25 protein-coding genes and 1 tRNA gene are annotated in these 26105 nt (G+C 42.3%); 15 read left to right on the top strand and 11 right to left on the bottom strand.

Going from position 1 to position 26105, the window contains the following annotated elements:
- Window positions 1-4: 4 nt before the first annotated feature.
- Complete coding sequence (locus BN3283_RS12755) at window positions 5-619, bottom strand: lipid-A-disaccharide synthase N-terminal domain-containing protein (RefSeq protein WP_041503218.1); 615 nt, start codon at window positions 617-619, stop codon at window positions 5-7.
- 35 nt (window positions 620-654) lie between these two features.
- Window positions 655-1386 carry a glycosyltransferase gene (locus BN3283_RS12750; RefSeq protein ID WP_041503217.1) on the bottom strand — a complete coding sequence of 244 codons (732 nt, stop codon included), beginning with the start codon at window positions 1384-1386 and terminating at the stop codon, window positions 655-657.
- A gap of 144 nt (window positions 1387-1530) precedes the next feature.
- On the opposite strand from BN3283_RS12750, the gene pyrH reads away from it, so the two are divergent.
- The 8 genes from pyrH to gltX all read left to right on the top strand — a co-directional run bounded on the left by pyrH (window position 1531) and on the right by gltX (window position 9633).
- The gene (gene pyrH, locus BN3283_RS12745) at window positions 1531-2235 is read left to right on the top strand and encodes a UMP kinase (protein ID WP_041503216.1); all 705 of its coding nucleotides are present in this window, start codon (window positions 1531-1533) and stop codon (window positions 2233-2235) included.
- A gap of 59 nt (window positions 2236-2294) precedes the next feature.
- A complete protein-coding gene (dxs, locus tag BN3283_RS12740; protein WP_394341849.1) occupies window positions 2295-4172 on the top strand; it encodes a 1-deoxy-D-xylulose-5-phosphate synthase in 1878 nt (625 codons plus the stop codon).
- Window positions 4173-4190: 18 nt separating this feature from the next.
- Window positions 4191-4889 carry a Crp/Fnr family transcriptional regulator gene (locus BN3283_RS12735; RefSeq protein WP_041505263.1) on the top strand — a complete coding sequence of 233 codons (699 nt, stop codon included), beginning with the start codon at window positions 4191-4193 and terminating at the stop codon, window positions 4887-4889.
- A 221-nt stretch (window positions 4890-5110) separates the two neighbouring features.
- Window positions 5111-6310 carry a pyridoxal phosphate-dependent aminotransferase gene (locus BN3283_RS12730; RefSeq protein WP_041503213.1) on the top strand — a complete coding sequence of 400 codons (1200 nt, stop codon included), beginning with the start codon at window positions 5111-5113 and terminating at the stop codon, window positions 6308-6310.
- A gap of 179 nt (window positions 6311-6489) precedes the next feature.
- A complete protein-coding gene (locus tag BN3283_RS12725; RefSeq protein WP_059026851.1) occupies window positions 6490-7629 on the top strand; it encodes a 1-acyl-sn-glycerol-3-phosphate acyltransferase in 1140 nt (379 codons plus the stop codon).
- Window positions 7630-7684: 55 nt separating this feature from the next.
- Complete coding sequence (locus BN3283_RS14360; protein WP_262509239.1) at window positions 7685-7819, top strand: hypothetical protein; 135 nt, start codon at window positions 7685-7687, stop codon at window positions 7817-7819.
- The gene (locus BN3283_RS12720; RefSeq protein WP_041503210.1) at window positions 7819-8100 is read left to right on the top strand and encodes a hypothetical protein; all 282 of its coding nucleotides are present in this window, start codon (window positions 7819-7821) and stop codon (window positions 8098-8100) included. Before BN3283_RS14360 ends, BN3283_RS12720 begins: the two co-directional genes overlap by 1 nt.
- Window positions 8101-8112: 12 nt before the next feature.
- Window positions 8113-9633 (top strand): glutamate--tRNA ligase, encoded by a 1521-nt coding sequence (gene gltX / locus BN3283_RS12715; RefSeq protein WP_059026850.1) that lies wholly within the window; start codon window positions 8113-8115, stop codon window positions 9631-9633.
- A gap of 54 nt (window positions 9634-9687) precedes the next feature.
- Here gltX and BN3283_RS12710 read toward each other — a convergent pair whose 3' ends face one another.
- Window positions 9688-10296, bottom strand: coding sequence for a nitroreductase family protein (locus BN3283_RS12710; RefSeq protein ID WP_041503208.1), 609 nt, complete (start codon window positions 10294-10296; stop codon window positions 9688-9690).
- 155 nt (window positions 10297-10451) lie between these two features.
- Here BN3283_RS12710 and glpK point away from each other — a divergent pair, with 155 nt between their 5' ends.
- Together glpK and BN3283_RS12700 are read left to right on the top strand one after the other, a co-directional pair.
- Window positions 10452-11948 (top strand): glycerol kinase GlpK, encoded by a 1497-nt coding sequence (gene glpK, locus BN3283_RS12705; RefSeq protein ID WP_059026849.1) that lies wholly within the window; start codon window positions 10452-10454, stop codon window positions 11946-11948.
- Window positions 11949-12083: 135 nt separating this feature from the next.
- The gene (locus BN3283_RS12700) at window positions 12084-12824 is read left to right on the top strand and encodes an MIP/aquaporin family protein (RefSeq protein WP_059026848.1); all 741 of its coding nucleotides are present in this window, start codon (window positions 12084-12086) and stop codon (window positions 12822-12824) included.
- Here the strand turns inward: BN3283_RS12700 and dusB are convergent.
- Entirely contained in the window at window positions 12774-13805 is a 1032-nt protein-coding gene (gene dusB / locus BN3283_RS12695; protein ID WP_059026847.1) for a tRNA dihydrouridine synthase DusB, read from the bottom strand. The genes BN3283_RS12700 and dusB overlap by 51 nt on opposite strands.
- 92 nt (window positions 13806-13897) lie before the next feature.
- Here dusB and BN3283_RS12690 point away from each other — a divergent pair, with 92 nt between their 5' ends.
- The 5 genes from BN3283_RS12690 (at window position 13898) to BN3283_RS12665 (ending at window position 19134) form a co-directional block, all read left to right on the top strand.
- Entirely contained in the window at window positions 13898-14416 is a 519-nt protein-coding gene (locus BN3283_RS12690) for a hypothetical protein (RefSeq protein ID WP_059027263.1), read from the top strand.
- 53 nt (window positions 14417-14469) lie between these two features.
- Complete coding sequence (locus BN3283_RS12685) at window positions 14470-15294, top strand: outer membrane beta-barrel protein (RefSeq protein ID WP_059026846.1); 825 nt, start codon at window positions 14470-14472, stop codon at window positions 15292-15294.
- A gap of 246 nt (window positions 15295-15540) precedes the next feature.
- Entirely contained in the window at window positions 15541-17172 is a 1632-nt protein-coding gene (locus BN3283_RS12675) for a DUF8614 domain-containing protein (protein ID WP_059026844.1), read from the top strand.
- Window positions 17173-17383: 211 nt separating this feature from the next.
- Entirely contained in the window at window positions 17384-18688 is a 1305-nt protein-coding gene (locus tag BN3283_RS12670; protein WP_059026843.1) for a C10 family peptidase, read from the top strand.
- A 17-nt stretch (window positions 18689-18705) separates the two neighbouring features.
- Complete coding sequence (locus BN3283_RS12665; protein ID WP_059026842.1) at window positions 18706-19134, top strand: hypothetical protein; 429 nt, start codon at window positions 18706-18708, stop codon at window positions 19132-19134.
- Window positions 19135-19207: 73 nt separating this feature from the next.
- On the opposite strand, the gene BN3283_RS12660 is transcribed toward BN3283_RS12665, so the two are convergent.
- The 7 genes from BN3283_RS12660 to polA all read right to left on the bottom strand — a co-directional run bounded on the left by BN3283_RS12660 (window position 19208) and on the right by polA (window position 26020).
- Window positions 19208-19278, bottom strand: a tRNA-Gln gene (locus BN3283_RS12660).
- A gap of 52 nt (window positions 19279-19330) precedes the next feature.
- Window positions 19331-20980 (bottom strand): S41 family peptidase, encoded by a 1650-nt coding sequence (locus tag BN3283_RS12655; RefSeq protein WP_059026841.1) that lies wholly within the window; start codon window positions 20978-20980, stop codon window positions 19331-19333.
- 56 nt (window positions 20981-21036) lie between these two features.
- Window positions 21037-21261 carry a membrane protein insertion efficiency factor YidD gene (gene yidD, locus BN3283_RS14355; protein WP_082667138.1) on the bottom strand — a complete coding sequence of 75 codons (225 nt, stop codon included), beginning with the start codon at window positions 21259-21261 and terminating at the stop codon, window positions 21037-21039.
- Window positions 21218-21673 (bottom strand): ribonuclease P protein component, encoded by a 456-nt coding sequence (rnpA, locus tag BN3283_RS12650; protein ID WP_059026840.1) that lies wholly within the window; start codon window positions 21671-21673, stop codon window positions 21218-21220. Before rnpA ends, yidD begins: the two co-directional genes overlap by 44 nt.
- Before the next feature lie 18 nt (window positions 21674-21691).
- Window positions 21692-22453 carry a uroporphyrinogen-III synthase gene (locus BN3283_RS12645; RefSeq protein ID WP_041503201.1) on the bottom strand — a complete coding sequence of 254 codons (762 nt, stop codon included), beginning with the start codon at window positions 22451-22453 and terminating at the stop codon, window positions 21692-21694.
- Window positions 22454-22465: 12 nt separating this feature from the next.
- Window positions 22466-23296, bottom strand: coding sequence for a DUF4271 domain-containing protein (locus BN3283_RS12640; protein WP_059026839.1), 831 nt, complete (start codon window positions 23294-23296; stop codon window positions 22466-22468).
- Window positions 23297-23320: 24 nt separating this feature from the next.
- Window positions 23321-26020, bottom strand: coding sequence for a DNA polymerase I (polA, locus tag BN3283_RS12635; protein WP_059026838.1), 2700 nt, complete (start codon window positions 26018-26020; stop codon window positions 23321-23323).
- Window positions 26021-26105: the final 85 nt, after the last annotated feature.

The raw sequence follows: 26105 nt of genomic DNA, 5'->3' as shown, positions 1-26105 counted from the left end.
GGAATCAATTCCCCTTGCAGGAAAAAGAGAGATAAATATTTCGGCTATAAGCGATAAAACCTGTTGATTGTCCCAAAATCAACACGGGATCACGCCGATAAATAGCATAAGCAACAATGATAAACGACCCTACCAAACTAATCACCCAAAAACCCAACGGGAGCAGAGATTCGTCTTTGTGTCTGGAATAAAACCATTGATAAACAAACCGTAGGGTAAAAACGATTTGCCCTAACGATCCGAAAATCAACAACCATAACGGGATAGAATCATTTCTGAAAAACTGTTCTGCAAACGCCCGGGCGTCTTTTAACAAATAAAGAACGACCACGACGGGCGTTACCAACAAAAGAATCCGGACTATTCTGGGCCATTTCTTCCATTGATCCTTTTTATCTAAATTCCAGATATAGATGTAATAGGCAATAAACTGCCCGAATATAATGGCGAAATCATCCCTGATCCATCCGTAAATAAACAAAAGATAGGAGCCTGCCAGACTAAGCTGCCAAAAAATAGTCGGAGAAATAACCCGTTTTGCCCTCTCTGATAAAATCCATTGCAGTAATATTCGGGCCGAAAAAAATAGCTGAGCCAAAAAACCGATGACATATACCATGCCGCTGAACTTTAAATTAAACCTTTGATTACTCCCTATTGTAAGTTATTTTCCGCTATTTGGTAATTGATATAACGCTTTTTCATCCAACGGTAAGCAAAACAATCTTTAAAAGGACCTACCAACCGATTCGTCAAATTGTATTTAGATTTACCTGCAATCCGGGGAAAGTGTTTTACAGGAACCTGTTTTACTTTTCCGTTCTGAAGCTGAATCAAAGCCGGAAGGAAACGGTGCATTCCCGTGAAAAAAGGAATCCGTTTGGCATAATCCGTACGTAAAATCTTCAGGGGACATCCGGTATCTTCCACTCCGTCATGAGTCATCATACGACGGAAACCATTCGCTATTTTAGAAGACATATTCTTTACCAAGCTATCTTTTCTTCCGGTCCGAATCCCCATGACCATCTCGTATTCGTCCACGTATTCCAATAAACGATTGAAATCAGCCGGCGTCGTTTGCAGATCGGCATCGATATAACCGACCCACGGTGAAAAGGAGTGATCGATTCCCGCTTTCATCGCCGCACTTAATCCTCCGTTACGGGCCAAATTCATAAAAAAGAATTTTTCGTTCCTGGAACATACTTCACGAATCAGCCGCTCGCTATCATCCTTCGAACCGTCATTAACAAATAAAACGCAAGAAGAGACTTCCGCCGATTTCAAAAAATCACCCAACTCTTTTTCCAATCGCAAAATATTTCCCTCTTCATTATATACCGGAACGATAATGGTAAACTGATAGTTTGCGGTCCTATTCATAAGTCAAAAAAATTTAAATGCATAAATTAAATTATAGTTACGACAAAATTGTTTAGCTTTGTTGTTCGTTTTACGGTCATGCAATATCGTAATTTATTACTATAATTCAGATTATTTTGTTTTCAAAACTAAACGGACAAAGATATGCAATATAACCGAATTTTATTAAAACTCAGTGGAGAATCTTTAATGGGAGAACAAAAATACGGTATAGACACCGCTTGTTTGGAGAGTTATGCACGCCAGATTCACGAAATAGCAAACTTGGGTATTCAGATCGGGATTGTCATCGGAGGAGGAAATATTTTTCGGGGGTTAAGCGGTACAAACAAAGGTTTTGACAGGGTAAAAGGAGACAGCATGGGAATGTTAGCCACCGTTATCAACAGCCTTGCCCTAAGTTCCGCCTTAGAAAACGAAGGTTGTAAGAATAAAGTACTTACGGCTATACGCATGGAGCCTATCGGAGAGTATTATTCAAAAGCAAAAGCCGTGGAATACCTGCAAGAAGGTTATGTAACGATTATCAGCGGCGGCACGGGCAATCCATATTTTACCACGGATACGGCAAGCAGTCTCAGGGCCATAGAAATCGAGGCCGAGGTCATGTTGAAAGGAACGCGGGTGGATGGTATCTATACTGCCGACCCGGAGAAAGATCCGACTGCCGTAAAATTCGATAAAATCTCATACGACGAAATTTATTCCCGAGGATTGAAGGTGATGGATTTAACGGCAACGACCATGTGCAAAGAGAATCACCTTCCTATTATCGTTTTCAACATGGATGTCCCCGGTAACCTCAAAAAGGTCATGACGGGTGAAAACATCGGGACCATCGTTTACTAAATTTAAGGAGTTAAACGGAAAAGAAAGCATCTCTTTTCCCGCTTTAGAGACTATTGATCGTGAATAAAAATATATTAGAAACTATCAACTCTCCTGCCGACTTAAAGAAAGTCCCAGAAGACGATTTAATTCAACTGTGTCAGGAACTCCGTCAAAAAATCATAGACGAATGTTCCGAACATCCCGGCCATTTCGGTGCAGGGTTAGGAGTCGTTGAACTTACGGTAGCTTTGCATTATGTTTTCGACACCCCTTACGACAATCTGATATGGGACGTCGGACACCAAGCTTATCCACATAAAATATTAACCGGACGAAGAGAAAATTTCGATACGAATCGTCAATACAAAGGAATTAGCGGATTCCCTAAACGAAGTGAAAGCGAATACGACTCTTTCGGAACCGGCCACTCTTCAACTTCTATTTCCGCGGCATTAGGCATGGCCGTAGCTGCCAAATTAAACGGAGAAAAAGACAGACTTTCCGTGGCCGTGATCGGCGACGGAGCCATGACCGGCGGAATGGCTTTCGAAGGATTGAATAACGCGGGAATAAATAATGCCAACCTCTTAGTTATCTTAAACGACAATAACATGGCCATCGACCCGAATGTCGGCGGCATGAATGAATATTTATTGGATATCTCCACTTCCAAAACTTACAATAAACTAAAAGAAGACGTTTGGCGAATCTTAGGACGATTGAATAAGATCAGCCCGGGAGCGCGCAATTTCATTCAAAAAGTAGACAATAGTGTCAAATCACTCCTGCTTAAACAAAGTAATCTGTTTGAAGCTTTGGGGTTCAGATACTTCGGTCCGGTGGACGGTCACGATGTAAATCACCTGATCAAGGTACTCCGGGATCTGAAAGCGATCCAGGGTCCCAAATTACTACATTGCATTACCGTTAAAGGCAAAGGGTTCAAGCAAGCCGAATTGGACCAGACCACCTGGCACGCCCCCGGAAAATTCAACAAGGAAACAGGTGAACTGATCAAAGAAAACAAGCCCGATACTCCCCCTAAATTTCAGGATGTATTCGGACATACTATTTTAGAACTGGCTCGGAATAATGAAAAAATAGTAGGCATTACACCTGCCATGCCTACGGGTTGTTCCCTCAACATTATGATGAAAGAGATGCCGGACCGTTGTTTCGATGTAGGTATTGCCGAGCAACATGCCGTAACTTTTTCCGCCGGACTCGCCGCACAGGGATATATCCCGTTTTGCAATATTTACTCCTCTTTTATGCAAAGAGCGTACGACCAGGTTATTCACGACGTGGCACTGCAAAAACTACAGGTGATTTTTTGCCTTGATAGGGGAGGCTTGGTCGGGGCTGACGGAGCTACACATCACGGGGCCTACGATTTGGCGTACTTCCGTTGCATACCGAATATGACGATTGCCGCTCCGTTCGACGAAGAAGAATTGCGTAATATGATGTATACGGCTCAGCTTCCCGATAAAGGTCCCTTTTCAATCCGTTATCCGCGCGGTAACGGTTCCGCGCTCCATTGGAGAACTCCGTTCAAAGAACTCGAAATCGGAAAAGGAAGATGCCTTATCGAAGGAGACGAGGTCGCCGTATTATCTATCGGTGCCATCGGGCGAGAGGCCATAAAGGCAATTGAAAAAAATCCCCCCCGCTCTGTTGCAATTTATGATATGCGTTTTCTTAAACCCTTAGATACGGAGTTACTGCACACGGTTTTTAAAAAATTCTCCAAAATCATTACGTTGGAAGATGGGACAACCATCGGCGGCTTGGGTAGTGCCGTTCTCGAATTCATGGCCGACCACGGGTATTCGGCCAAAGTCATTCGATTGGGCATCCCCGATCATTTTATAGAACACGGTAGTCAACAGCAATTATATCGAGAATGCGGATTTGATGCGGAAGCAATTTATAATTATATTTGTTCGATATAGCGTTTATTCAACCAGGCCATGAAAGCAGAAATCTTATTACCGGAAAACATCGAATGCATCGCCAGATTCAAGAAGACATTTAAGAATGTGCCCGATCAGGAAATCGAAAAGTTACTTGCAGATAACGTGATCAAACATTATAAAAAAGGAGAATTTATCTACAAAGAAGGCTCTCGAATAAAGGGGTGTTATTTCCTGTATTCCGGAATCGTAAAGATTTTCCAGACAGGTAACGAAGGAAAGGATCAGATTATTCGGTTCGGGAAAGAAGGTGATATTTTCGGTTTTCGTTCCGTTATCCGTAAAGAGTCTGCCTGTACTTCCGTAGAAACATTATCGGACTGCATTTTATGTTATATACCGGACGCCTCCCTGATGCATATGATCACCAATAGCCCTAACTTTGCCTACGAAATGATGCAAATCGCCTGCAAGGAATTAGGAGATGCCAATCGCTACATCAAAGATATTGCACAGAAATCAGTCAAATCAAGACTGTCAGAAATCTTACTACTAATTGCCGGGGATTTCGGCTTGGAGGAGGACGGAACATTAAAATTAAGCGTTACCCGGGAAGATTTGAGCAACTTTGTAGGAACGGCAACAGAAACCCTTATCCGGCTGCTGTCCGACCTGAAAAACGAAGGTCTTCTCGAATCCAAGGGACGGAAAATCAAACTACTGGACATCGACAAGCTAAAAAAATTAGCGGAATAACTCGTCACGAACAGTTGACAAGGAGGCGTACAATATGCTATCATTGCAGACAGACGGTTCGAATTACAGAATAAAAGAGCCGGTAATTGAATTTAACCTCCGTATCCCATCATCATTCAATCACCCCCAATCACTTCATTTAAAATCTCCGTTTTTTAGGATAATTCTAATTATTAAGCATTATATTTGTGCACAAAACTTAACATCTTAAACACGAATCTATGCCACAAATATCAGAAAAAGGGATGGCGATGCCCTCTTCGCCTATCCGAAAATTAGTTCCCTTTGCGGATAAAGCTAAAGAAAAAGGAATCAAAGTATATCACCTGAACATCGGACAACCGGATATTCAAACCCCGGATGTCGCGTTAGAAGCATTAAAACATTGCACGGAAAAAGTCATCGCTTACACGAATTCCGCCGGAAATCTCTCTTACCGGAAAAAATTAGCTAAATATTATCAAAATATTGGTATACAAATCGATGAAACCAATATCATGATTACAACAGGAGGTTCGGAAGCGATCACCATCGCTTTTATGTCTACCTTAAATCCCGGAGATGAAATTATCATTCCGGAACCATTCTATGCTAACTACACGGCTTTCGCCCTTATGTGCGGTGTAAAAGTAAAAGCCATCACATCCAGCATAGAGACCAACTTCGCCTTGCCTCCCGTCAGTGAATTTGAGAAGCTGATCACTCCCCGTACGAAAGGGATCGTTATCGTGAATCCGAATAACCCTACCGGTTACTTATACTCACAGGAAGAGTTGGAACAATTGGCTTCCATCGTGAAGAAATACGACCTCTACCTTTATTCGGACGAAGTATACAGGGAATTCTGTTACGACGGACACAAACATTTCTCCACGATGCAATTGAAAGGAATAGAGCAAAATGTCATATTGCTGGACTCTGTTTCCAAAAGATACAGCGAATGCGGATTGCGCGTAGGGGCTTTAATCACCCGGAACAAAGAAGTTCTGACAGCTGCACTTAAATTCGGCATGGCTCGTTTGTGCGCCCCCGCTATCGGTCAGATACTGGCGGAAGCCTCTTTAGATACCCCGGAAGAGTATTTTAAGGATGTTTACAACGAATATATCGAGAGAAGGGATTTCATGGTAGAAGCTTTAAATAAGATGCCCGGAGTTGTTTGTCCCAAACCGAAAGGAGCCTTTTACGCGGTAGTTAAACTTCCCGTAGACGATGCGGATAAGTTTGCTCAATGGTTGCTGGAAGACTTCGAGTACAACAAGCAAACCGTAATGGTTGCTCCTGCCAGCGGCTTCTATTCTACTCCCGGATTAGGTAAAGACGAGGTAAGAATAGCTTATGTCTTAAAAATTTCCGAATTGAAAGGAGCGATGGAAACATTAGCCAAGGCATTGGAAGTATACCCTGGAAGAGTAAAATAGTATTTTTCTACTTGATATAATCCTGGAAGACAGAAGTCTTTCAGGATTATTTTTTATTGTCTTTTTTTAGAAATCCGGTAAAACGAACGTTCATTTCGTTTAATATCGCAAACCAAATACTCGTTTATCAAACATTTTATCTATCTTTGTCCAAAGATTTCTAAATTTAAGATCAAGACATGACTTCAGATCCCCAATTTGATAGTATCAGGCCATATATAGGATCAGAGATTCCGGAAGCCGTTGAGCGTCTCAGTCAGGCAGAAGAATTTTTGCAACTTTTTTCTCATATGACCAAAATCGATAAAAACCTTATCGCGAAAAAACTTGAAGGCATCACAACCAGAGACGAATTCCAAGCCCGCTTCTTCGGACCGGTAATGGAAAGACTCATCGCCGGAACAACAGACGGCGTCACAGCGGTAGGTTTGGAACACATAGAAAAAGATAAATCCTATTTATTCGTGACCAATCACAGGGACATCATCCTCGACTCTGCCATCCTCAATGTGCTATTGAGGAAACGGGGGGATCATTACTGTGAAGCAGCCATCGGAAGTAACCTGTTAATAAATAAATGGGTTACGGACCTGGTAAAGTTGAATGCCTGTTTCATTATTGAACGGGGATTACCGGTCAGAGATATGATTTCAAGTGCTTCTTTACGTTCACATTATATCCGGGATATTATTCACGAAAATGAATACTCCGTGTGGATTGCCCAAAAAGAGGGAAGAACAAAGAATGGAGACGACCGGACGCAACACAGTCTGCTCAAAATGTTTAAGATGAGCGGTCCCAAAGAGTTTGTTGACAATTTTAAAGAACTACGTATTGTTCCGATTGCGATCTCGTATGAATGGGAACCCTGTGATGATTTAAAAACCGATGAGCTTTATCAAAAAAGTATCGGTGATTACGTGAAGACCCCGGCGGCAGATATGCGAAGCATGCAACAGGGACTTTCGGGTTACAAAGGAAGAGTACACTTTACGATCTCTTCTCCCATTCAACATGAACTCGACGAACTCGATGCCCAATCGAATAATGGAGATCGGATAGCGGAATTAGCGACCTATATCGATTCTAAAATTCATTCCGGATTCAAGTTATGGCCGAATAATTATATAGCTTACGATTTACTCCACGGGACAACCCGTTTTTCCTCGAAATATTCGAAGGAAGAAAAAGAGAAATTTATTCAGGTGATGACAGAAAAGATCGAACGTCTTAACGGAAACCGCTCTGTTTTAAATAATATTTTTCTGGAAATTTACGCCAATCCGGTAAAAAACGCCACGACAGGAAACAAACAATAACTTCGATCTTATGCGTATATCTCGATACCTACTGATACTTGCAGCATTTCTAATTATGATCTCAAGTGTTCTCTCGTTGTTTCATGGAGGAGACCGTACCGCCGTTTACGTTAACATCGCCGCAATGGCATCTATCGCTATTGCCGTTTCGATCACCAGTTTTAAAAACCCTAATAAACGTAACCTGTAATGTACAAATTCAGACGTCGAATCTATGCCGGAGGGAAAAGCATGGAGTTCTGGTTTGGATTAACCAGTAAAAGCCGGGATCATCATTCAAATTACACCTTGTTTCTTTTAACGGAGAGCCCGGATTCCCCGTTTAGTTACGCGGAACAAATCGGAAGCGGATTCCACGCGAAAGCCGACGCCGAACGTTTTGCCATTCAATACGCCAAAGATCTTTTTCGAAATCTATTGGACCGGGAAAAGGAGACCGAAGAAAAAGACGATAATAATCAATTACAATAAATAAACTGAAAAATGGACAGAAAAGTTAGAGTAAGATTTGCTCCCAGCCCCACGGGTGCACTCCATTTAGGAGGTGTCAGAACGGCCCTATTCAATTATTTATTCGCTCGCCACCACGGTGGTGATTTCCTTTTAAGAATAGAAGATACGGATCAAAACCGGTATGTACCCGGAGCCGAAGAATATATCATAGAATCATTAAAATGGTGCGGATTGACCGTGGACGAAGGTGTCGGTGTCGGAGGAGAATACGGTCCCTACCGTCAAAGTGAACGCAAATCCCTGTATAAGCAGTACGCGTTACAATTAGTAGAATCCGGAAATGCATACTACTCTTTCGATAGTGCCGAAGAACTAAACGCACAACGGACAGCAAGCGAGGCTAAAGGAGAGACATTCATGTATAACGCCGCTACCCGAAAAAATCTCAAAAATTCGTTGAATATGCAGGACGACGAGGTTAAGAATTTGTTGGAAAGCGGTATCCACTACGTGATTCGTTTTAAAATGCCTGAAAATGAAGACCTGTATTTACGCGATATCATCCGGGGAGAGGTACATTTCAATACTTCGCTTTTGGATGATAAGGTTTTATTCAAATCCGACGGTATGCCGACGTATCATTTAGCCAATATCGTCGACGATCATTTAATGAAAATATCGCACGTGATCCGGGGAGAAGAGTGGTTGCCTTCCCTGCCTCTACACGTACTTTTATACCGGGCTTTCGGTTGGGAAAACACCATGCCGGAATTCGCCCATCTTCCCCTAATCCTGAAACCGGTAGGAAACGGTAAATTAAGTAAACGAGACGGAAACAAAATGGGATTCCCCGTATTCCCTATGGAATTTACCGATCCGGAAACGGGAGAAAAATGGCATGGCTACAAGGAGGACGGCTACCTCCCGGAGGCTTTCATCAATATGTTAGCCCTATTGGGCTGGAACCCGGGAACGGATCAAGAGCTTTTCTCCCTACAAGAACTCTGCGATCAATTCTCCTTGGAACGGGTTAATAAATCAGGTGCCCGGTTTAACCCCGATAAGGCGAAATGGTTCAATCACAAATACCTGACCAGGAAAAGCGATAAAGAGCTTGCCCGCAATTTGAATGAAATACTCATCCAAAACGGGATATCCTATGAAAGGGAGAAACTGGAAAAGATCTGTCATTTATTAAAGGAGAGAGCTAATTTCGTATCCGATATCTATCATTCATCAGGATACTTCTACAAAGCGCCCGAAACTTACGACGAAAAAGGGGTGAAAAAATGTTGGAAAGAGGAGACTCCGGGCCTTGTTCAGGAGTTGATCGATATTCTGGAAGGAGTATCCGAATTCACTTCTGCCAATACCGAAGAAGCCGTAAAAGCATGGGTTTCCGGAAAAGAGATAGGGTTCGGTAAAGTCATGAATCCTTTCCGTTTAGCCATCATCGGGGCTGCGGACGGGCCTCACATGTTCGACATTATAGAAATATTGGGCAAGGAAGAGACCCTAAAACGGTTGAGAAAAGCATTAGCAACCCTATAAAAATTGGGCGATTCCGTGATTATTTTAATCGCCGGATCACCCAATCTCACTATCTTATTCTACTCTCGATATTTTATTCGGGTCATATTTGTCTTTTACTTTTTGCGGACCGTCGGGATAGCCGATCGGAATAACACAGAGCGGGACCAAATTTTCAGGCAATTGGCTATATCTGCGTACCACATCCATCCGGTCTTCGTACGGATAGGCTGCTGTCCAGACAGCCCCCAATTCCAATGCTTCGGCTGCCAATAGTATATTTTGGGTGGCTGCCGAACAATCCAAATACCAATAGGAGGATACCGAGGGATCCCCGCAAACCACGATAGCCAAAGGAGCTTGAATCAACATTTTCGCATAAGGCAATCCCGCGGCCATCGAATCCAACGCAGCCCGTTTTGTCACAACCACAAATGCCCAAGGACGGGTATCCTTTCCCGAAGGTGCAGCCATCCCCGCTTTCAACAAAGTCGTAATCTTCTCTTCCTCTACCGGTTTATTCAAATACTTCCGGACACTTTTGCGTCCCATAATCGTTTCTATCGCACCCTTCTCCAAAAGAGCCGACTTCTTTTCGTTTCTCTCTCCCATAACTGACGTCTTTAATATAACAATAAGTAATACTGCCGCTAATAAAACATAAAAAGCACTTCGTTTATTCATCTCTATATTCTTTTAAAACCGATTCTAAGATAGGACATTTTTTCCTCCCGTATGGCTTATGCTTTTGTTAAATACGCTTTTCAGAACAAAATTAGTAACAAAAAATCCTAAATCCCGTAGAAAAGATAAGCCCTAACGATAAAACAAACAGAATCATGAAAACCGAAAAATACGTACTGGCCTTGGATCAGGGAACAACTTCTTCCCGAGCAATGCTTTTCAATCATAACGGCAACGTGATTGCCATGTCGCAAAAACCGATAGAACAACATTTCCCCCGTCCCGGATGGGTGGAACACGATCCCTCGGAGATCTGGTACTCCCAATCTTCGGTTGCGGCCGAGGTGATCGCCAAAGGTAACCTGACAGGCTTGGATATTGCCTGTATCGGGATCACCAACCAACGGGAAACCACGATCATATGGGATCGCGAGACCTCCATTCCCGTTTACCGGGCCATCGTATGGCAAGACCGGCGGACGGCCGATATTTGCAAGGAATTGCAGGAAAACGGATACGGCGATATGATCCGGGAAAAAACAGGTTTAATCATAGACGCTTATTTTTCCGCAACAAAAATCAAATGGATATTAGACAATGTCGAAGGAGCACGGGAACGCGCAGAGAAAGGGAAACTTTGTTTCGGCACGGTCGACAGCTGGCTCGTCTGGAAATTTACCCAAGGGAAAGTCCATGTTACCGATGTCAGTAATGCTTCCCGGACCATGTTATTCAATATTCACACGCTACAATGGGATAAAGAGCTATTGGAGCTGTTTCATATTCCCGAATCCCTGTTACCGGAAGTAAAAGCCAGCAGCGAGATCTATTCCGAAACGGCAACGACCTTGTTCTCCACCAAAATACCGATTGCCGGAATTGCCGGAGATCAACAGGCTGCTCTTTTCGGCCAACTTTGTCTCTCCCCGGGAATGACGAAAACGACATACGGAACGGGATGCTTTATGGTAATGAACACAGGGAACAAAGTAGTCAAATCAAAAAATAATCTATTGAACACGATCGCCTGGAAAATTAAAGGAGAAGTTACCTATGCCCTTGAAGGCAGTGTTTTCGTGGGAGGTGCAGTCATCCAATGGCTGAGAGACGGAATTAAGCTCATCTCTACGGCCTCTGTCAGCGAGCCTATGGCAAGTTCACTATCCGATAACGGAGGCGTATATTTCGTTCCGGCCCTGACAGGCTTGGGAGCTCCTTACTGGGACCAATATGCCCGAGGGGGTATTATAGGCATTACCCGGGGAACCACGCCGGAACATATCGCAAGAGCTGCCTTGGAAGGAATTGCTTTCGAAGTATATGACGTGATCCAGGCCATGGAACACGACATGAAACAAGCCTCTCCGGAATTAAGAGTCGACGGAGGAGCCGTAGCCAACAACTTTCTTATGCAATTCCAAAGTAATATCTGCAAAGCTAAAGTCGTACGCCCGAAAGTATTGGAAACGACAGCCCTCGGAGCCGCCTATTTAGCAGGATTGGCAACCGGGTACTGGGAAAGTACGGAAGAGCTTCAGGAACAATGGAGCATCGACCGGGTTTTCGTACCTCAGGATACCGAAGAACATGTGAAACAACTTTTACACATGTGGCATAAAGCCGTGGAACGGGTACGTAACTGGGAAGAGTAACATAAAATCCGATCCGAGGTGATTACGTGATTTCACGATTGGGCGATTCAATTGAATCACCGAATTCTGAATTCTTTCGATATCCTTTACATCCAACACTTACAACCGTCATTTTCAATTTAAAATTATATCATCATGTCTCCTTTTACAGCTGAACTTATCGGAACAATGGTCATGATTCTCCTCGGGGATGGAGTGGTTGCCAACGTGGTATTGAATAAAACCAAAGGATTCGGTGCGGGATGGATCACGATTACCACGGCTTGGGCATTAGCCGTATTTGCCGGAGTAGTAATTGCAGGGCCGTATAGCGGGGCTCATCTGAATCCGGCCATCACAATCGGTTTCGCCATCACGGAAAAATTTCCATGGAGCGACGTACCGTTCTACATCATCGCCCAAATGATCGGAGCCGCCCTGGGAGCCCTGCTTGTCTGGATTATCTATTACGATCACTTTAACGCGACGGATAACCCGGGTACAAAATTAGGCGTATTCTGTACGGCTCCGGAAATACGACATAACATCATCAATCTTTCTTGTGAAATAATCGGAACTTTCGTCCTGATGTTTTCCGTCTTTTATATCACCGGGGCAGAACTCATTGCCGACGTGGATACGACCACTCCCATCGGCTTAGGCTCTATCGGTGCCATCCCCGTGGCTTTCATCGTATGGGCTATCGGCCTTTCGTTAGGAGGAGTCACCGGGTATGCAATCAATCCGGCACGGGATCTCGCTCCCAGAATCATGCATGCCGTCCTGCCCGTTTCCGGAAAAGGCAGCAGCCATTGGGACTACGCGTGGATTCCCGTTTTCGGACCTTTAATCGGGTGTGGAATCGCCGCCCTCGTTTACGGAATTCTCTCCATTTAATACTCCGGAGCCATATCTCTCGTTGATCCGGTCAAAAACCTCCCACAAAACTTTTATATTAGGGGCTTGTAGCATCTCTATCCTCAAATCTCTGAAATGAGACAAGCCCTTAAACATACAAGCCATGTGACGGCGCATGTGAAACAATCCGCGAACCTCATCCAGCCACTCCATAGATAAGAGTATCTGCTCCTTAATGATATCGATCTGTTCTGCTACCGTCAGTTCGGGTAGCACTTCACCAGTGGAGAGATAATGTTTTATCTGTTTGAAGATCCAAGGTTTTCCGATCGCAGCCCGACCAATCATCACGCCATCGACACCATATCGCTCAAAGGCCTCCTTTACCTTCCGAGGAGAATCTATATCCCCATTTCCAATAACGGGAATTCTTATCCGGGGATTACTTTTAACCCGGGCGATAGGTTCCCAGTCTGCCTCTCCCTTGTACATCTGGGAACGGGTTCTTCCGTGAATGGCCAAAGCACTGATTCCGACATCCTGCAACCGCTCTGCCACCTCATCGATCATAATATGATCGCAATCCCATCCCAAACGGGTTTTTACCGTCACCGGAATATTTACAGCCCGAACGATCTGCCGCGTCATTTCAACCATCAAGGGGATATCCCTGAGCATACCTGCTCCCGCACCCTTTGCAGCTACCCGTTTCACCGGACACCCAAAATTAATATCGATGAAATCCGGTCGCACGGTCTCTACGATCTTAGCCGCTTCTACCATCGATTCGATAAAGCGTCCGTAAATCTGTATGGTTACCGGTCGTTCACTATCCTCTATCGTCAACTTTTTCACGGTCTTATTCACGGAACGTACTAAAGCATCCGCAGAAACGAACTCGGAATACAGCCAGTCTGCACCATAACGCTTACAAAATTTACGGAAGGGAGGATTAGTAACCTCCTCCATCGGTGCCAATATCAATGGCCTTTCTCCCACGTTTTTTCCTCCAATAATCATAAGATATGCGTAATTTTAGAGATCTCTTATTTATAAGTTTGGCCACAAAAATAATAATTAATATCTTTAACTTTCAAAATAAAATGATTCATATGCATATACTTCACCTTGTTCTGGCAGGCCTGCTCACTTTTAGTTCACCAAGTGACGAATGGATACGGGTCAAAGGTCCGGATCACCTCTCGTTTCTATTTCCCAATCATGCCCAACGTTTAAAAAAAGAGATCGAAGGTGCTCAATCATGGATTTTCCAAACCAAAAATCTAACCTGTGTATTCGGCGTCGTATGTACGAAATTGAATACGGAAAAAGGGACATTCAAAGACCTTACCGTAGCGCAATTGTACCAACAAATGAAAAAAGAGACCCTGACAGTGGAATCGGCCGTCCTCAAAGAAGAAAAAAACATCCCGCATAAAGATATGGAGATAAAAGAAATCTGTTATACTATAACGAAAGACAAAGATAACATGATCTATTATAAACGGTTTATATTCAGAAATAATTGCATGTACCAAATCGTCATCGGGGGAAAATCGAAACTTTTGAATGAAATTCTCATACAAAAAGAAAAATTTTTCCATTCTGTCTCCTTCGATCCGAAACCGTAACCTTTATATAAGATAAAACGAAAAATACAGCAATATAAACTATCTTCATCGCCATGAAAACAATACTTCTTTTTACGATTCTCCTAATCGCTTGTCCCGTATGGGCTCAAAAAACAAAATCAGATACGACGAAAGGGGAATTCAAACAAATCTATTTACAGGAAAAAAGAGAAAAAAGAAAAGCCAACCCGACGGAAATATTAAGCGATCCGTTACACCGTCACTCTTATCAAAACAACAATTTCCTTTATTTTAAAGGTCATTGGAGCGGTTTCTTCTTCGGCTTCATCAATTTCGACAATACAAACTACATCCAACTCGGAGAAACCGCTTACATGGAATTGGACAAGGGGAATTCATGGGTCATGCAATTTAATTTAATCCAGAAAGGCATACGCCTGAATCCGTCCAACACCATCGGGTTGGTAACCGGACTCGGCCTGGAGTATCAACGTTTTCGTTTCAAACATAAAAATACGATCGTAAAGGATGAACACGGAGTAATTCATGACGATCCGTTAACCGATTTGCATGTGAAAAAAAGCTCTTTCAAAAACCTATATCTTACCATTCCTTTGCTGGTCGAAGTCCAATTCCCCGGTAAGAGTAGAACCAAAGCCTTTGTATCGGGAGGATTTACGGGAGGTCTGAGGCTACACACGAAAACAAAGGTCGTCTATAAAAAAGAGGACGGAAAAAAACGCCGTCTAAAAGATTCCGGGAATTTCAGTATGACCCCGGTCAAGGTCGATGCCACTCTTCGTGCCGGATACGGACATCTGGCCGTATGGGGAAATTATTCCCTGAACCGGATGTTTAAAACCAATAAAGGACCGGAACTACATCCATATAGCATAGGGATAGGCATCACATTCTGACCTGTTATTCTATCCGGTAATCGGCAACGACCGGAAACAACTCTGTTTTCCTACTCAGTTCGGTAGAACTCCCGCGTGAGATTCTATTCAAGCCCGAATGCGAATGAAAAAGAGAACAAATTAAAAAGGAGCCTTTTCGATAATCCTTTATTGTTCTTTTGCAAACAACAATTTTTTCTCGTTTTATAACAAATAATCCCCTCCTTTTTATAAATTCGCCGGCATAACTTAAAAACACTACCCAAAATGAGAAAACTATTCCTATTTTTACTTTTAGGTTCTTTTGCGTTCTCTTGTAAAGAGGCCAAAAAGGAGACCAAAGAAAGCCCTTATAAGCCGCTTGCCGACCAATACGCCGAGTTTACACTCACGACGGACATGAGTAAGCTAACCGAAAACGAGAAAAAAATGCTCCCCATCCTTATCGAGGTAGCGGACATCATGGAAGAGATTTTCTGGCAAAATGCTTATGGAGATAAAGAAGAATTACTCGCTCAAAACCCGGATCCCTATGCACAGAAATATATCAAAATCAACTACGGACCATGGGATCGATTAAACGACAATAAACCTTTTATCGAAGGCGTAGGCCCTAAACCTTTAGGAGCCAATTTCTACCCGGCCGACATGACCAAAGAGGAGTTCCAGGCATTGAAAGATCCACGGAAAACCGATTGGTACAGCGTTATCAGACGGGATACTTCCGGCCAGCTGATTGTCGTGCCGTTCCACGAGGCTTATCCCGAAGAGACGGCTAAAGCCGCAAAATTACTAAAACAAGCTGCGGAATTAGCAGAAGATCCGGGATTGAAAAAGTATTTGGAACTACGCTCCCAGGCCCTTTTGACAGACGATTATCTCGCCAGCGATTTAGCGTGGATGGATATGCAAAACAACACCTTAGATTTTGTAGTAGGTCCGATCGAAACCTATGAAGACCAACTTTTCGGTTACAAGGCTTCACATTCCGGTCAGATTTTAGTCAAAGACAAAGAGTGGAGTAAAAAGCTCTCCTTATACGCCCAATATTTACCCAAATTACAAGAAAATCTTCCGGTACCGTCCGCTTATAAACAGGAGAAGGCCAATGCCAACGCCGATTTAAACGCTTACGACGTAATCTATTATGCCGGAGATTGCAATGCCGGCAGTAAAAATATAGCCATCAACCTTCCGAACGATCCAAGAGTACACGCTGCCAAAGGAAGTCGCAAATTGCAGCTCAAGAACTCGATGGATGCCAAATTCCAGACCATGGTGGTTCCCATTTCCAAATTGGTGATCACCCCGGAACAACAAAAACACGTGAAAGGAGACGCTTTCTTCGAAAATACCATGTTCCATGAAGTGGCTCACGGTCTCGGTGTCAATTACACGATCAAAGACAAACAGGAGGTTCGGGCCGTCTTGCAGAACACCTATACCTCCATCGAAGAAGCCAAAGCCGATATCCTCGGACTATATTGCCTCACGCAATTAGCCGATTGGGGCATTCTGAAAGACAAAGATCTGATGGATAACTACGTTACTTTCGTGGCCGGCATTTTCCGTTCCGTGCGGTTCGGTGCTGCCAGCGCACACGGAAAGGCCAACATGCTTCAATTTAACCATTTCATGGAAAGCGGAGCCATCACGAAAGACGAAACTACCGGATATTACACCATCGATTTCGAAAAAATGAAGAAGGATATCGGGGTTATTGCCGGGGAATACATCACCTTGCAAGGTAACGGAGACATCGCCGGAGCACAAGCCTTGATTGCAGCCAAAGGAGTTATCCCTCCATCCCTCCAAAAAGATTTGGATAAAATCGCCGGAGCCGGAATACCGAAAGATATCTTCTTCAAACAAGGTAAAACCGTTTTGGGGTTGGAATAACAGTCGCTCTAAGACTACTTAACTTATAAAGCGCTGTCCGTCGGGATAGCGCTTTTATTTTTATACCCTCTTTTTTGTTTTATCACCGCCGAGTTAATACAATACGATAATTCAATAGATTAATATTGAATTAATAGCACCAAATATAGAATATTTATCTATATTTACATCCAATTATAAACAACAATAGTAGTCATTCAATCTTCATTTTATGAAAACATCTTATCTCATAGTATGCGTATTGCTTATTTTATCCGGTTGCAGTAATAACACGGATGAAATAATTTCCACAACCCAAAATGAAACTGAAAATAAAGTGGAAAAAGATTATCAAAAAGCTTTGGATTTGGTCAAAGAATTTGCAGAAAAAGTGAACCGTCCAAAATCCAAATCATTCGATTTTTCAGCGGTGGAAATTAAAAACGTGGAGAAATCATCCTTACCGATCAAATTTACAAAAGAGATGCCGACCGTCGCCAAAAGCAAAGGGATCGATATGAAAGAAAGCGTAGATATCTACACATTTCAATTCATTAAAGATGGCAAAGAGGGATTCGCAATCGCAACCGACGATCCGCGTCACCCTACCGTATTAGCTTATATTGAGGAGGGAAAACTTGCCGATACCGTTGAAAATAGTGCCCCGGCATTTGTATTCCGAAATATTAAAAACATTGTTTTATCGGATATAAACAGGTATTACGGAGAGAAATTATTACCCCAAGCAAAGACAAAAGTCATTTATCAAAATTGGCAGTTCCAACCAATATTGACAACTAAATGGACAACTAATTCTCCTTATAACAATAATTATCATAAACCCAGCGGAAGTTCCTGTACAAGTACTGAAAATGGTAAATACCCAGCCAGCTATACTGCCATTGCATTAGCACAATGTATTGCCGCCTACCCGATTGACCGGGTTTTTCAACTCGATTTGCCAACGCTTTTAACCAACAAATACAACGTAAGGGCATTTGCCTCTACACCGACCATAACCCCTACGTCCTCTCATGCCAGTAAAGTCGCTCAGTTTGTCAGAGAATTCGATTCTTCTCAAACAACAGGAGGATTTACAACATTTCAATGTGGAGGTTTCGGAACAAAAACAACACTTAACTGGGCCAATATAGGATTAAATAATGTAGGATTAAGCCGAGATTATTATAGATATAACGGCACAAGTACCAAACTCTCAAAATTTGTAGAATACATTGTTAAGGCTTGCAGGTTTGATTGCCCGACCATAATGGCCGGATACAATTCTTCTCTATCGGGTTATGCGGTCTGGATCATTGACGCAATGAACGGGCCGGTAGCCGAAAATTGGTCAGATTACGGAGATATTTTTGTCCATTGCAATTTTATGCGAGGAGGGCAATTTGACGGTTGGCTTAAAAATTTTCAGGCCCCCAAAGGTTATTACGGTAATTTTATTCTGGGAGCCGATTACAGCTATTACTTGGAAGCCATACACTTTAGACCCGTTTCACCATATATCGATCCCCAGTATTAAACCTTACTTATAAACATATGATAAAAAACATGTTTCTTTATACCATCTACCTACTTTGTATTATTTCTATTTATTCCTGTTCTGAAAAAGAATACTCCTGTTCTGAAAAAGAAGAAGAGTTTGCAAAAACCTTATTCGATGTAGAGGCATTAGTATTAAATTCGGCGAGTCACGAAATATCCGTAAAAATAAACAAGATTACGATGCCGTATTTTTTTTATCGTCTTTGTGATTATCCTATAGCTGATTCTATTACAATCTATGAAGTTAAGCATAATAATGATACAATAACGGGAGATTGGTTTAGCGTCTTTATAAAAGATAACAATATTCATATTAACACAGAAAAAAACAGTACGATCAAAAATAGAAGGATCAGACTTATATTCGGTTACGGACAAGCCAGTGAAGGGTTCGATGTTATTCAAAAGAAACGTATCGATTAAACTATTTATGAAAACACTACCCAAAAAAATATCCCTTGTAACTTTGACGTTACAAGGGATATTTTTCAGCTTGTTGCCCCACTAGGATTCGAACCCAGACAGACAGAACCAGAATCTGGAGTGCTACCGTTACACCATAGGGCAATTGCGCTGCAAATATAGTAGTTTTTTGAAAAACCAAAAACTACTACCCGTTTTATTTTAAAATTTTCCGGTACACCTCCTCGTCGGAGAGCACATCGACCGCTTTTGCCACATCGGAGTCATGCCGCATCCGGAACTCGACCACTCCCTCTTGCATGTAATAACGGCTCATCAACTGGTCGGAAAGGATTTCGCTGATCTCTTTCCGGAACAAATCCAGATCCCGGTCTACCGAATGACCCAATTCCAATTTTAAGCGATCGATCTGACCTTTTACCTGGTCATAATATTTCTCGGCTTTAGCCGTCTCCGCTAACTTCTCCAAAACGGCTTGAGAAGCGGTCTCATACTCGAATTGATGTTCCTTCAGGTACTTTTTAAAGTCATTATAGATATCATCCGTCAACTCAAAGGTCGCCGGAGCAGGAATAGAGGGATGTGTCAACGCATACTCATTGACAAAATCGAAAATCATATCCTTAATGACCAGCTCCTGCGTAATTTTAGCGTATTTTTCCGGTTCTATTTTTACATCCGGAGTAATTCCTCCCCCGTCATATACAGTTCGTCCCGCCTTTGTTTTAAAAGCCGTAATCAAAGAATCGGGTATGGTTCCCACGCTCCCGTCCGGATTCCGGTGAGCGTAATCCACGGCCTGTATGCAACGGCCGCTCGGGATATAATATTTCGCCGTGGTTACCTTTAATTTCGTATTATACACCAGATCTCGCGTCGTCTGAACCAATCCTTTACCGAAAGAACGTTCCCCGACAATCACCGCCCGGTCGTAATCCTGTAACGAACCCGAAAGGATCTCGGAGGCAGAAGCAGAAGAACGGTCGATCAAAACGGCCAGTTTCATATCGGGAACGATCGGATTATTGGAAGTAAAATACTCCTTATCCCATTGTTTGATCTTCCCTTTCGTGTTTACTACCAACGTGTTGCGAGGCAAGAAATAGTTAGCAATTTCAACGGCCTGATCCAATAAACCTCCTCCATTTCCGCGGAGATCCAAGACCAAAGATTCGGCACCCTTTTGCTTCAAATCCATAATAGCCCGGCGTACATCTTCTGCCGACTTGTCCGTAAAGCTGGTAAAATAGATATAACCGATCTTATCGTTAAACATACCGTAATAAGGAACACTCGGTAACTGAACATTCTCCCGAACCACCTTTAACTCCATGGGCTTTTCTACTCCCAAACGTTTGATCTTTATCGTAACCTCTTTCCCCGGCTGTCCTTTCAAGTGCTGACTAACAAATTCCGTATTCTTTCCCTTCATATCCATGCCGTCTATGGCAAGAATCAAATCTCCCGGTAATAACCCGGCCCTATCGGCCGGAGAGTTTCGATAAGGCTCCCGAATTACCACATAATCGTTTTTCATACTGATAATCGAACCGATACCCGCGTAAGCTCCTGTCGTCATCATCTTGAACTCATCCATTTTCGATTCCGGATAATAGACCGTATAAGGATCCAGAGACTTCAACATAGCATCAATTCCCGTCTGCACTAATTTTTCCGGTTCTATTTCATCGACATAGAAAAGATTCACATCCCGAAAAAGGGTCGCAAAAATATTCAAACCCTTACTAACCTCAAAACGTTTTTCATCTTCCTTTAAACTTAAAATCCCCAATGTCAAGATGAAAACACCGAGAATGCTCAGGACAATACGTGTATTTTTATTCATAACTTTATTTTATTACGTAAGAACGAAAATAATATATATTCCGGAATATTACAAATTCACGGGACAGGATCGTATCCCGAACCTCCCCAAGGATGACAGGAACATATCCGTTTGGTGGCCAACCATAACCCTTTTATAGGACCATGCTTTCGCAGGGCCTCTATCGCGTATTGGGAACAGGTGGGTGTATAACGACAAGTGGGAGGCTTCAACGGCGATAAACAATACTGATAAAACTTAATGGGTATCAACAATATTCCTATCACGATCCTTTTTAATATGAGTTTCCATTTTTTTAAAGGCACCTATTATTGCTTTTTCAATTTTATCGTATTTTACAATCGAATCATTCAGATAAATAAACAGCATATTCCATGTCTCGTTTTCCGGAATATTTTCATACAAACGAAACTTATTCAATCGATAGGCTTCCCGTACCAAACGTTTTACCCGATTCCGCTTCACCGCTCTTTTAAAACGTTTTTTAGAAACACTAACTGCCATCTGCGCGGGAAATTCCTCTTCTTGCCGTTCCGACACGTATACCACCACCCGCAAAGGATAAGAAACGAAACTAAAACCAGACGATAGGAGACGTTCGAAACGACTTCTACTACACAAGCGCTCGGCCTTGCAAAACGTATATCCTATAGTCTCTTGCTTCATCATCACAAACAGAATAAAAATGGACATCGTCCGATGTCCATTTTATCACTTCTTATTCTCTTTATTATAAGCCTTAATGAACTGTTCCAAAGCCATCGTCATGGATGGCGCCTTTTCCGTGGGCGCCTTAATATCCAACCTCAAACCCGCTTCTTCCACTGCTTCTGCTGTCGCCGGGCCGAAAGCGGCAATCACTGTCGTACCCTGTTCGAAATTCGGGTAGTTTTGAAATAAAGATTTTATTCCCGCCGGAGTGTAAAATACAATGATATCGAACTCCTTCAAATCAGGAATTTCATCCACGAGATCATTCGCTACCGTTTTATATAAAACAGCCTTCGTGTATTTTAAATGCAATTCGTCTAACAATCCCGGCACGTTTTCTTTATGCACATCGGAGAGAGGAACAAAAAAATGCTCTGTCTTATGCTTCAACAAAACTTTGGTCATATCCTCTACTTTCTTATCGCCATAGAAAATCTTTCTTTTCCGATATACGATATACTTCTGCAAGTAGAAAGCCACTGACTCGGAAATACAAAAATATTTCATCGTGTCCGGTACGACAACTCTCAACTCGTTACAAATCCTAAAAAAATGATCAATAGCCGTTCGACTTGTAAAAACAATGGCCGTATAGTCAAGTATATTGATTCGTTGTTGCCGAAATTCTTTCCCGGAGACACCCTCCACTTTAATAAAAGATTTGAACTCTAATTTCAAACCATACTCCTCAGCCAAATCAAAATAGGGAGATTTTTCTGTTGTTGGCTTAGGCTGCGAAACTAATATTTTCTTGATCCTCAATGCTGTATGTTTTTAATTAACACTTGCTTCAATTATCTCTTCCAACATCTTGTATATTACAAGAAATGGCAGTATTTCGAGCGCACAAAGGTACAAAATCATATATAAAATTGAAACTCTATATTCAAATAATATTTTAATCAATCTTATAAATCTAAAAATCAAATAGATAGAAAATATGGTAAAAATAAGATAAATCAACGGCTGAACGGAAGTCGGACGGACATAAAACAACGCGATAACAAAAGGAGAAATCATTAATCCAATCACCGTATTGTAAACCCACAAGTTTGTAACCATCTCTTTGGCACAAAAACGAGCATTAAACGTCCACCCCAAAAGACGAATAAAACCTATCAAGAGCAAATGATATCCCGCAAGGAAAGCAAAAACAAGAACAGAGTCGTCAAAAATAAAATCGCCATTGATCAGGTAAACCAAAAATATAGAAAGAACGGAAGCAGAAAGACAAAACGTTATAAACAGAAAAAAATAATTGGGACGAAGCCCTTCCGTGTATACTTTCTCCTGGTTTTTCTGTTTAAAAAAGAAACCGAATAAACCGGAGAACAGCCCTTTCCCTCTCAATCGGATAAACGCCAACAGTCCTAAAAAGATAATCGTATACAACAATACCCCGGACATAAAATCCACATCTTGTTGTCCTTTCAATGGAACATCCTTCCATGAACCGATAGGAGCTGTTGAGGATGCAATGGTGTCAAACAGAAATTCTTCCCTTACAGATACCTTTTTTTCAAAAAGAGAAACAGGCCGAATAACAGAATCTGCCGATGTTCCTGTTAATGGCAAATGCAACGTATCAACTTGTTCTCCACGCATGAATAAAATTATTTATACACAATATTAATGGGCTTCATACCAGTTTTTCCCGTATCCGGTACTTACGGTCAAGGGTACGGCAAGTTTAATCACATTTTCCATACAATCCACGACCAATCCTTTTAATTCTTCCAACTCTTCCCTATGACATTTAAAATTCAATTCGTCATGTACCTGCAATATCATTTTGGACTTTAACCCTCTCCTTGCGATCTCCTGATGGATACAGATCATCGCTTTTTTAATGATATCGGCAGCAGATCCTTGAATCGGAGCATTTACGGCGTTCCGTTCCGCTACCCCGCGAACAACAGCATTCCTGGAATTGATATCCCTTAAATAACGCCGCCTTCCCATGATGGTTTCCACATATCCTTGTTTCCTGGCCTTTTCGACGGATTTCTCCATATACTGTTTCACTCCGGGATAAAGATTAAAATAACCGTCTATCAACTCTTTCCCTTCTTTTCGCGGGATCTTCAATCGCTCGGCCAATCCCCAAGCCGAAATTCCGTAAATAATTCCGAAATTCGCCGTCTTAGCCCGACGCCTCATTTCCGGCGTAACCTCGTTCAAAGGTACATGATAAATTTTTGCGGCCGTTTCTGCATGCACATCTTCCCCGTTCAAAAAAGCATCTATCAACTCTTTCGTTCCGCTCAAATGAGCCATTAATCGAAGCTCCACCTGTGAATAATCGGCAGAAAAGAAGCAATAATCAGGATCCCCGGTAATAAAAGCTTTCCGGATATTCCTCCCCTCTTCTGTCCGAACGGGAATATTCTGCAAATTGGGATTCAAACTACTTAAGCGACCGGTAGCCGCTTCTGCCTGATTAAAACGCGTGTGAATTTTACCGGTACCCGGATCAACATAGGTAGGCAAAGCCTCCGCATAAGTGGTTAATAATTTCTTCAATCCACGGTAGATCAATATGTGTTCAATGATCGGATGTTCACCCTCCAACTTGGATAAAACCTGTTCGGAAGTGCTATACTGACCCGTCTTGGTCTTTTTATTCGTCCCCCCGATATTCATATCGTCGAACAACACCTCACCCAATTGTTTAGGCGAACTGATGTTAAACTCTTTTCCCGCCATTTTATAAATAACCTTTTCGGACTCTGCAATCTTTAATTTCAACTCCTCGGACAACTCTTTCAATGCCTCCTTGTCGATAGCAACACCTTCATACTCCATGTCCGCCAAAACAAAAACCAATGGCATCTCCAACTGCTCGAAAAGAGCATATAAGCCGACCTGTTCCAAGGCCTCTTTGAGTCTCCCTTTCAACCGGAAAAGAATATCGGTCCTCTCTTCAAAATCCTTATTCTTAATGGAATCATCTTCAAAAGACAACGTAAGCTGCTGACTATCGCCGCCATCTCCCTTAACCAACCGATAATTCAGTAACTCCAGGGCGATGCGTTCCAACTCGTGCGAGCTATCCGGCTGCAACACGTAATGCGCGATCTTTATATCAAAAATCCGATTCTTAATTTCAATTCCTGCCCGACGTAACCAGATGATATCATTTTTCACATCATTAGAAATCAATATTTTATCCGGATTTTCAAAGACGGATCTCAACCTTCCGACCATTTTCTCGGCAGCTTCTTTTTCTAAGGGCAATCGCAGATAACGCATCCGATTAGCCCGAACAGAAAAAGCGAGATAAGTCGGATAAGAGTTATAGAGGGTTCCATCCCCGAATACTGAATGCAAAACATATTCCGAGGACTCTTCCAATATCCCGATCATTTCATTCAACTCTCTTTCGCTTTGAATTTCCTGATAAGAAACCTCTTCCTCGTGCAAAGATTCAACCGCAACTTCAGTGTGCTCGATCGAAAATATCCGTTTAGACAAGGAAAAAAGCTCCAGCTCTTTAAATATCGGTTCCAACACTTCTTCTTTTATCTCCGTCCGAATTAAATCTTGTATAGAGATATTTACCGGAACCTCGCTATTGATCGTTACCAACTCTTTCGATAAAAATACCGTGGGCTGACAAGCCAATAAATTTTCTTTTTGTTTCCCTTTCAGCTCATCTATATGCTGGTATATACCTTCGATACTCCCGTATTTATAAATCAAAGAAGAAGCGCTTTTCGGTCCTACCCCGGAACATCCCGGAACGTTATCGGCAGAATCACCCATCAATCCCAAAATATCAATGACTTGTTCCACCCGCTCTATTCCAAAATGATCCAGAACTTCCGCAATCCCCCACACTTCCGACTTATTTCCAGCCCGTCCCGGCTTATACATAAACACCCGCTCGCTCACCAACTGGGCATAATCTTTATCCGGAGTGATCATGTAGACTTGAAAGTTTTCTTTCTCTCCGATTTTAGCCAAGGTTCCGATAACATCATCCGCCTCAAAACCGTCCACGGCAATCAAATTGATCCCTAATCCTTGAATTATTCTCTTTATATAGGGAACGGATTTCTTCAAATCTTCCGGCATGGGAGGACGCTGGGCCTTATATTGAGGATACATTTCATGCCGAAATGTGGGTCCTTCCGGATCAAAAACAACAGCCAAATGAGTCGGTTTTTCTTCTTCCAAAAGTTCCAGCAGAAAATTACAAAAACCAAAAGTTGCCGAAGTATTTATCCCCGTCGTTGTAATCCTCGGATTATTGATAAACGCGTAATACGAGCGGTAAATCAACGCGTAAGCATCCAACAAATACAACCTTTTTTCCTCATTTATCATCGTTTTTCCTTTTCAAATTAGTTTTCACAAAGTTAGAAATAATATGCAATTAGGCGTCTATTAAAAAAGAAAAGAATATCTTTGA

It is taken from the genome of Gabonibacter massiliensis (genome assembly GCA_001487125.1).
Classification (GTDB): Bacteria; Bacteroidota; Bacteroidia; order Bacteroidales; family Marinifilaceae; genus Gabonibacter; species Gabonibacter massiliensis.
This window is presented reverse-complemented; position numbering and strand designations above follow the sequence as displayed.

Excerpts from the sequence above, each read along its gene's own strand:
- BN3283_RS12755 (WP_041503218.1), bottom strand. The coding sequence starts at position 619 with ATGGTATATGTCATCGGTTTTTTGGCTCAGCTATTTTTTTCGGCCCGA.
- BN3283_RS12750 (WP_041503217.1), bottom strand. The coding sequence starts at position 1,386 with ATGAATAGGACCGCAAACTATCAGTTTACCATTATCGTTCCGGTATAT.
- pyrH (WP_041503216.1), top strand. The coding sequence starts at position 1,531 with ATGCAATATAACCGAATTTTATTAAAACTCAGTGGAGAATCTTTAATG.
- BN3283_RS12735 (WP_041505263.1), top strand. The coding sequence starts at position 4,191 with ATGAAAGCAGAAATCTTATTACCGGAAAACATCGAATGCATCGCCAGA.
- BN3283_RS12730 (WP_041503213.1), top strand. The coding sequence starts at position 5,111 with ATGCCACAAATATCAGAAAAAGGGATGGCGATGCCCTCTTCGCCTATC.
- BN3283_RS12725 (WP_059026851.1), top strand. The coding sequence starts at position 6,490 with ATGACTTCAGATCCCCAATTTGATAGTATCAGGCCATATATAGGATCA.
- BN3283_RS14360 (WP_262509239.1), top strand. The coding sequence starts at position 7,685 with ATGATCTCAAGTGTTCTCTCGTTGTTTCATGGAGGAGACCGTACCGCC.
- BN3283_RS12720 (WP_041503210.1), top strand. The coding sequence starts at position 7,819 with ATGTACAAATTCAGACGTCGAATCTATGCCGGAGGGAAAAGCATGGAG.
- gltX (WP_059026850.1), top strand. The coding sequence starts at position 8,113 with ATGGACAGAAAAGTTAGAGTAAGATTTGCTCCCAGCCCCACGGGTGCA.
- BN3283_RS12710 (WP_041503208.1), bottom strand. The coding sequence starts at position 10,296 with ATGAATAAACGAAGTGCTTTTTATGTTTTATTAGCGGCAGTATTACTT.
- glpK (WP_059026849.1), top strand. The coding sequence starts at position 10,452 with ATGAAAACCGAAAAATACGTACTGGCCTTGGATCAGGGAACAACTTCT.
- BN3283_RS12700 (WP_059026848.1), top strand. The coding sequence starts at position 12,084 with ATGTCTCCTTTTACAGCTGAACTTATCGGAACAATGGTCATGATTCTC.
- dusB (WP_059026847.1), bottom strand. The coding sequence starts at position 13,805 with ATGATTATTGGAGGAAAAAACGTGGGAGAAAGGCCATTGATATTGGCA.
- BN3283_RS12690 (WP_059027263.1), top strand. The coding sequence starts at position 13,898 with ATGCATATACTTCACCTTGTTCTGGCAGGCCTGCTCACTTTTAGTTCA.
- BN3283_RS12685 (WP_059026846.1), top strand. The coding sequence starts at position 14,470 with ATGAAAACAATACTTCTTTTTACGATTCTCCTAATCGCTTGTCCCGTA.
- BN3283_RS12675 (WP_059026844.1), top strand. The coding sequence starts at position 15,541 with ATGAGAAAACTATTCCTATTTTTACTTTTAGGTTCTTTTGCGTTCTCT.
- BN3283_RS12670 (WP_059026843.1), top strand. The coding sequence starts at position 17,384 with ATGAAAACATCTTATCTCATAGTATGCGTATTGCTTATTTTATCCGGT.
- BN3283_RS12665 (WP_059026842.1), top strand. The coding sequence starts at position 18,706 with ATGATAAAAAACATGTTTCTTTATACCATCTACCTACTTTGTATTATT.
- BN3283_RS12655 (WP_059026841.1), bottom strand. The coding sequence starts at position 20,980 with ATGAATAAAAATACACGTATTGTCCTGAGCATTCTCGGTGTTTTCATC.
- rnpA (WP_059026840.1), bottom strand. The coding sequence starts at position 21,673 with ATGTCCATTTTTATTCTGTTTGTGATGATGAAGCAAGAGACTATAGGA.
- BN3283_RS12640 (WP_059026839.1), bottom strand. The coding sequence starts at position 23,296 with ATGCGTGGAGAACAAGTTGATACGTTGCATTTGCCATTAACAGGAACA.
- polA (WP_059026838.1), bottom strand. The coding sequence starts at position 26,020 with ATGATAAATGAGGAAAAAAGGTTGTATTTGTTGGATGCTTACGCGTTG.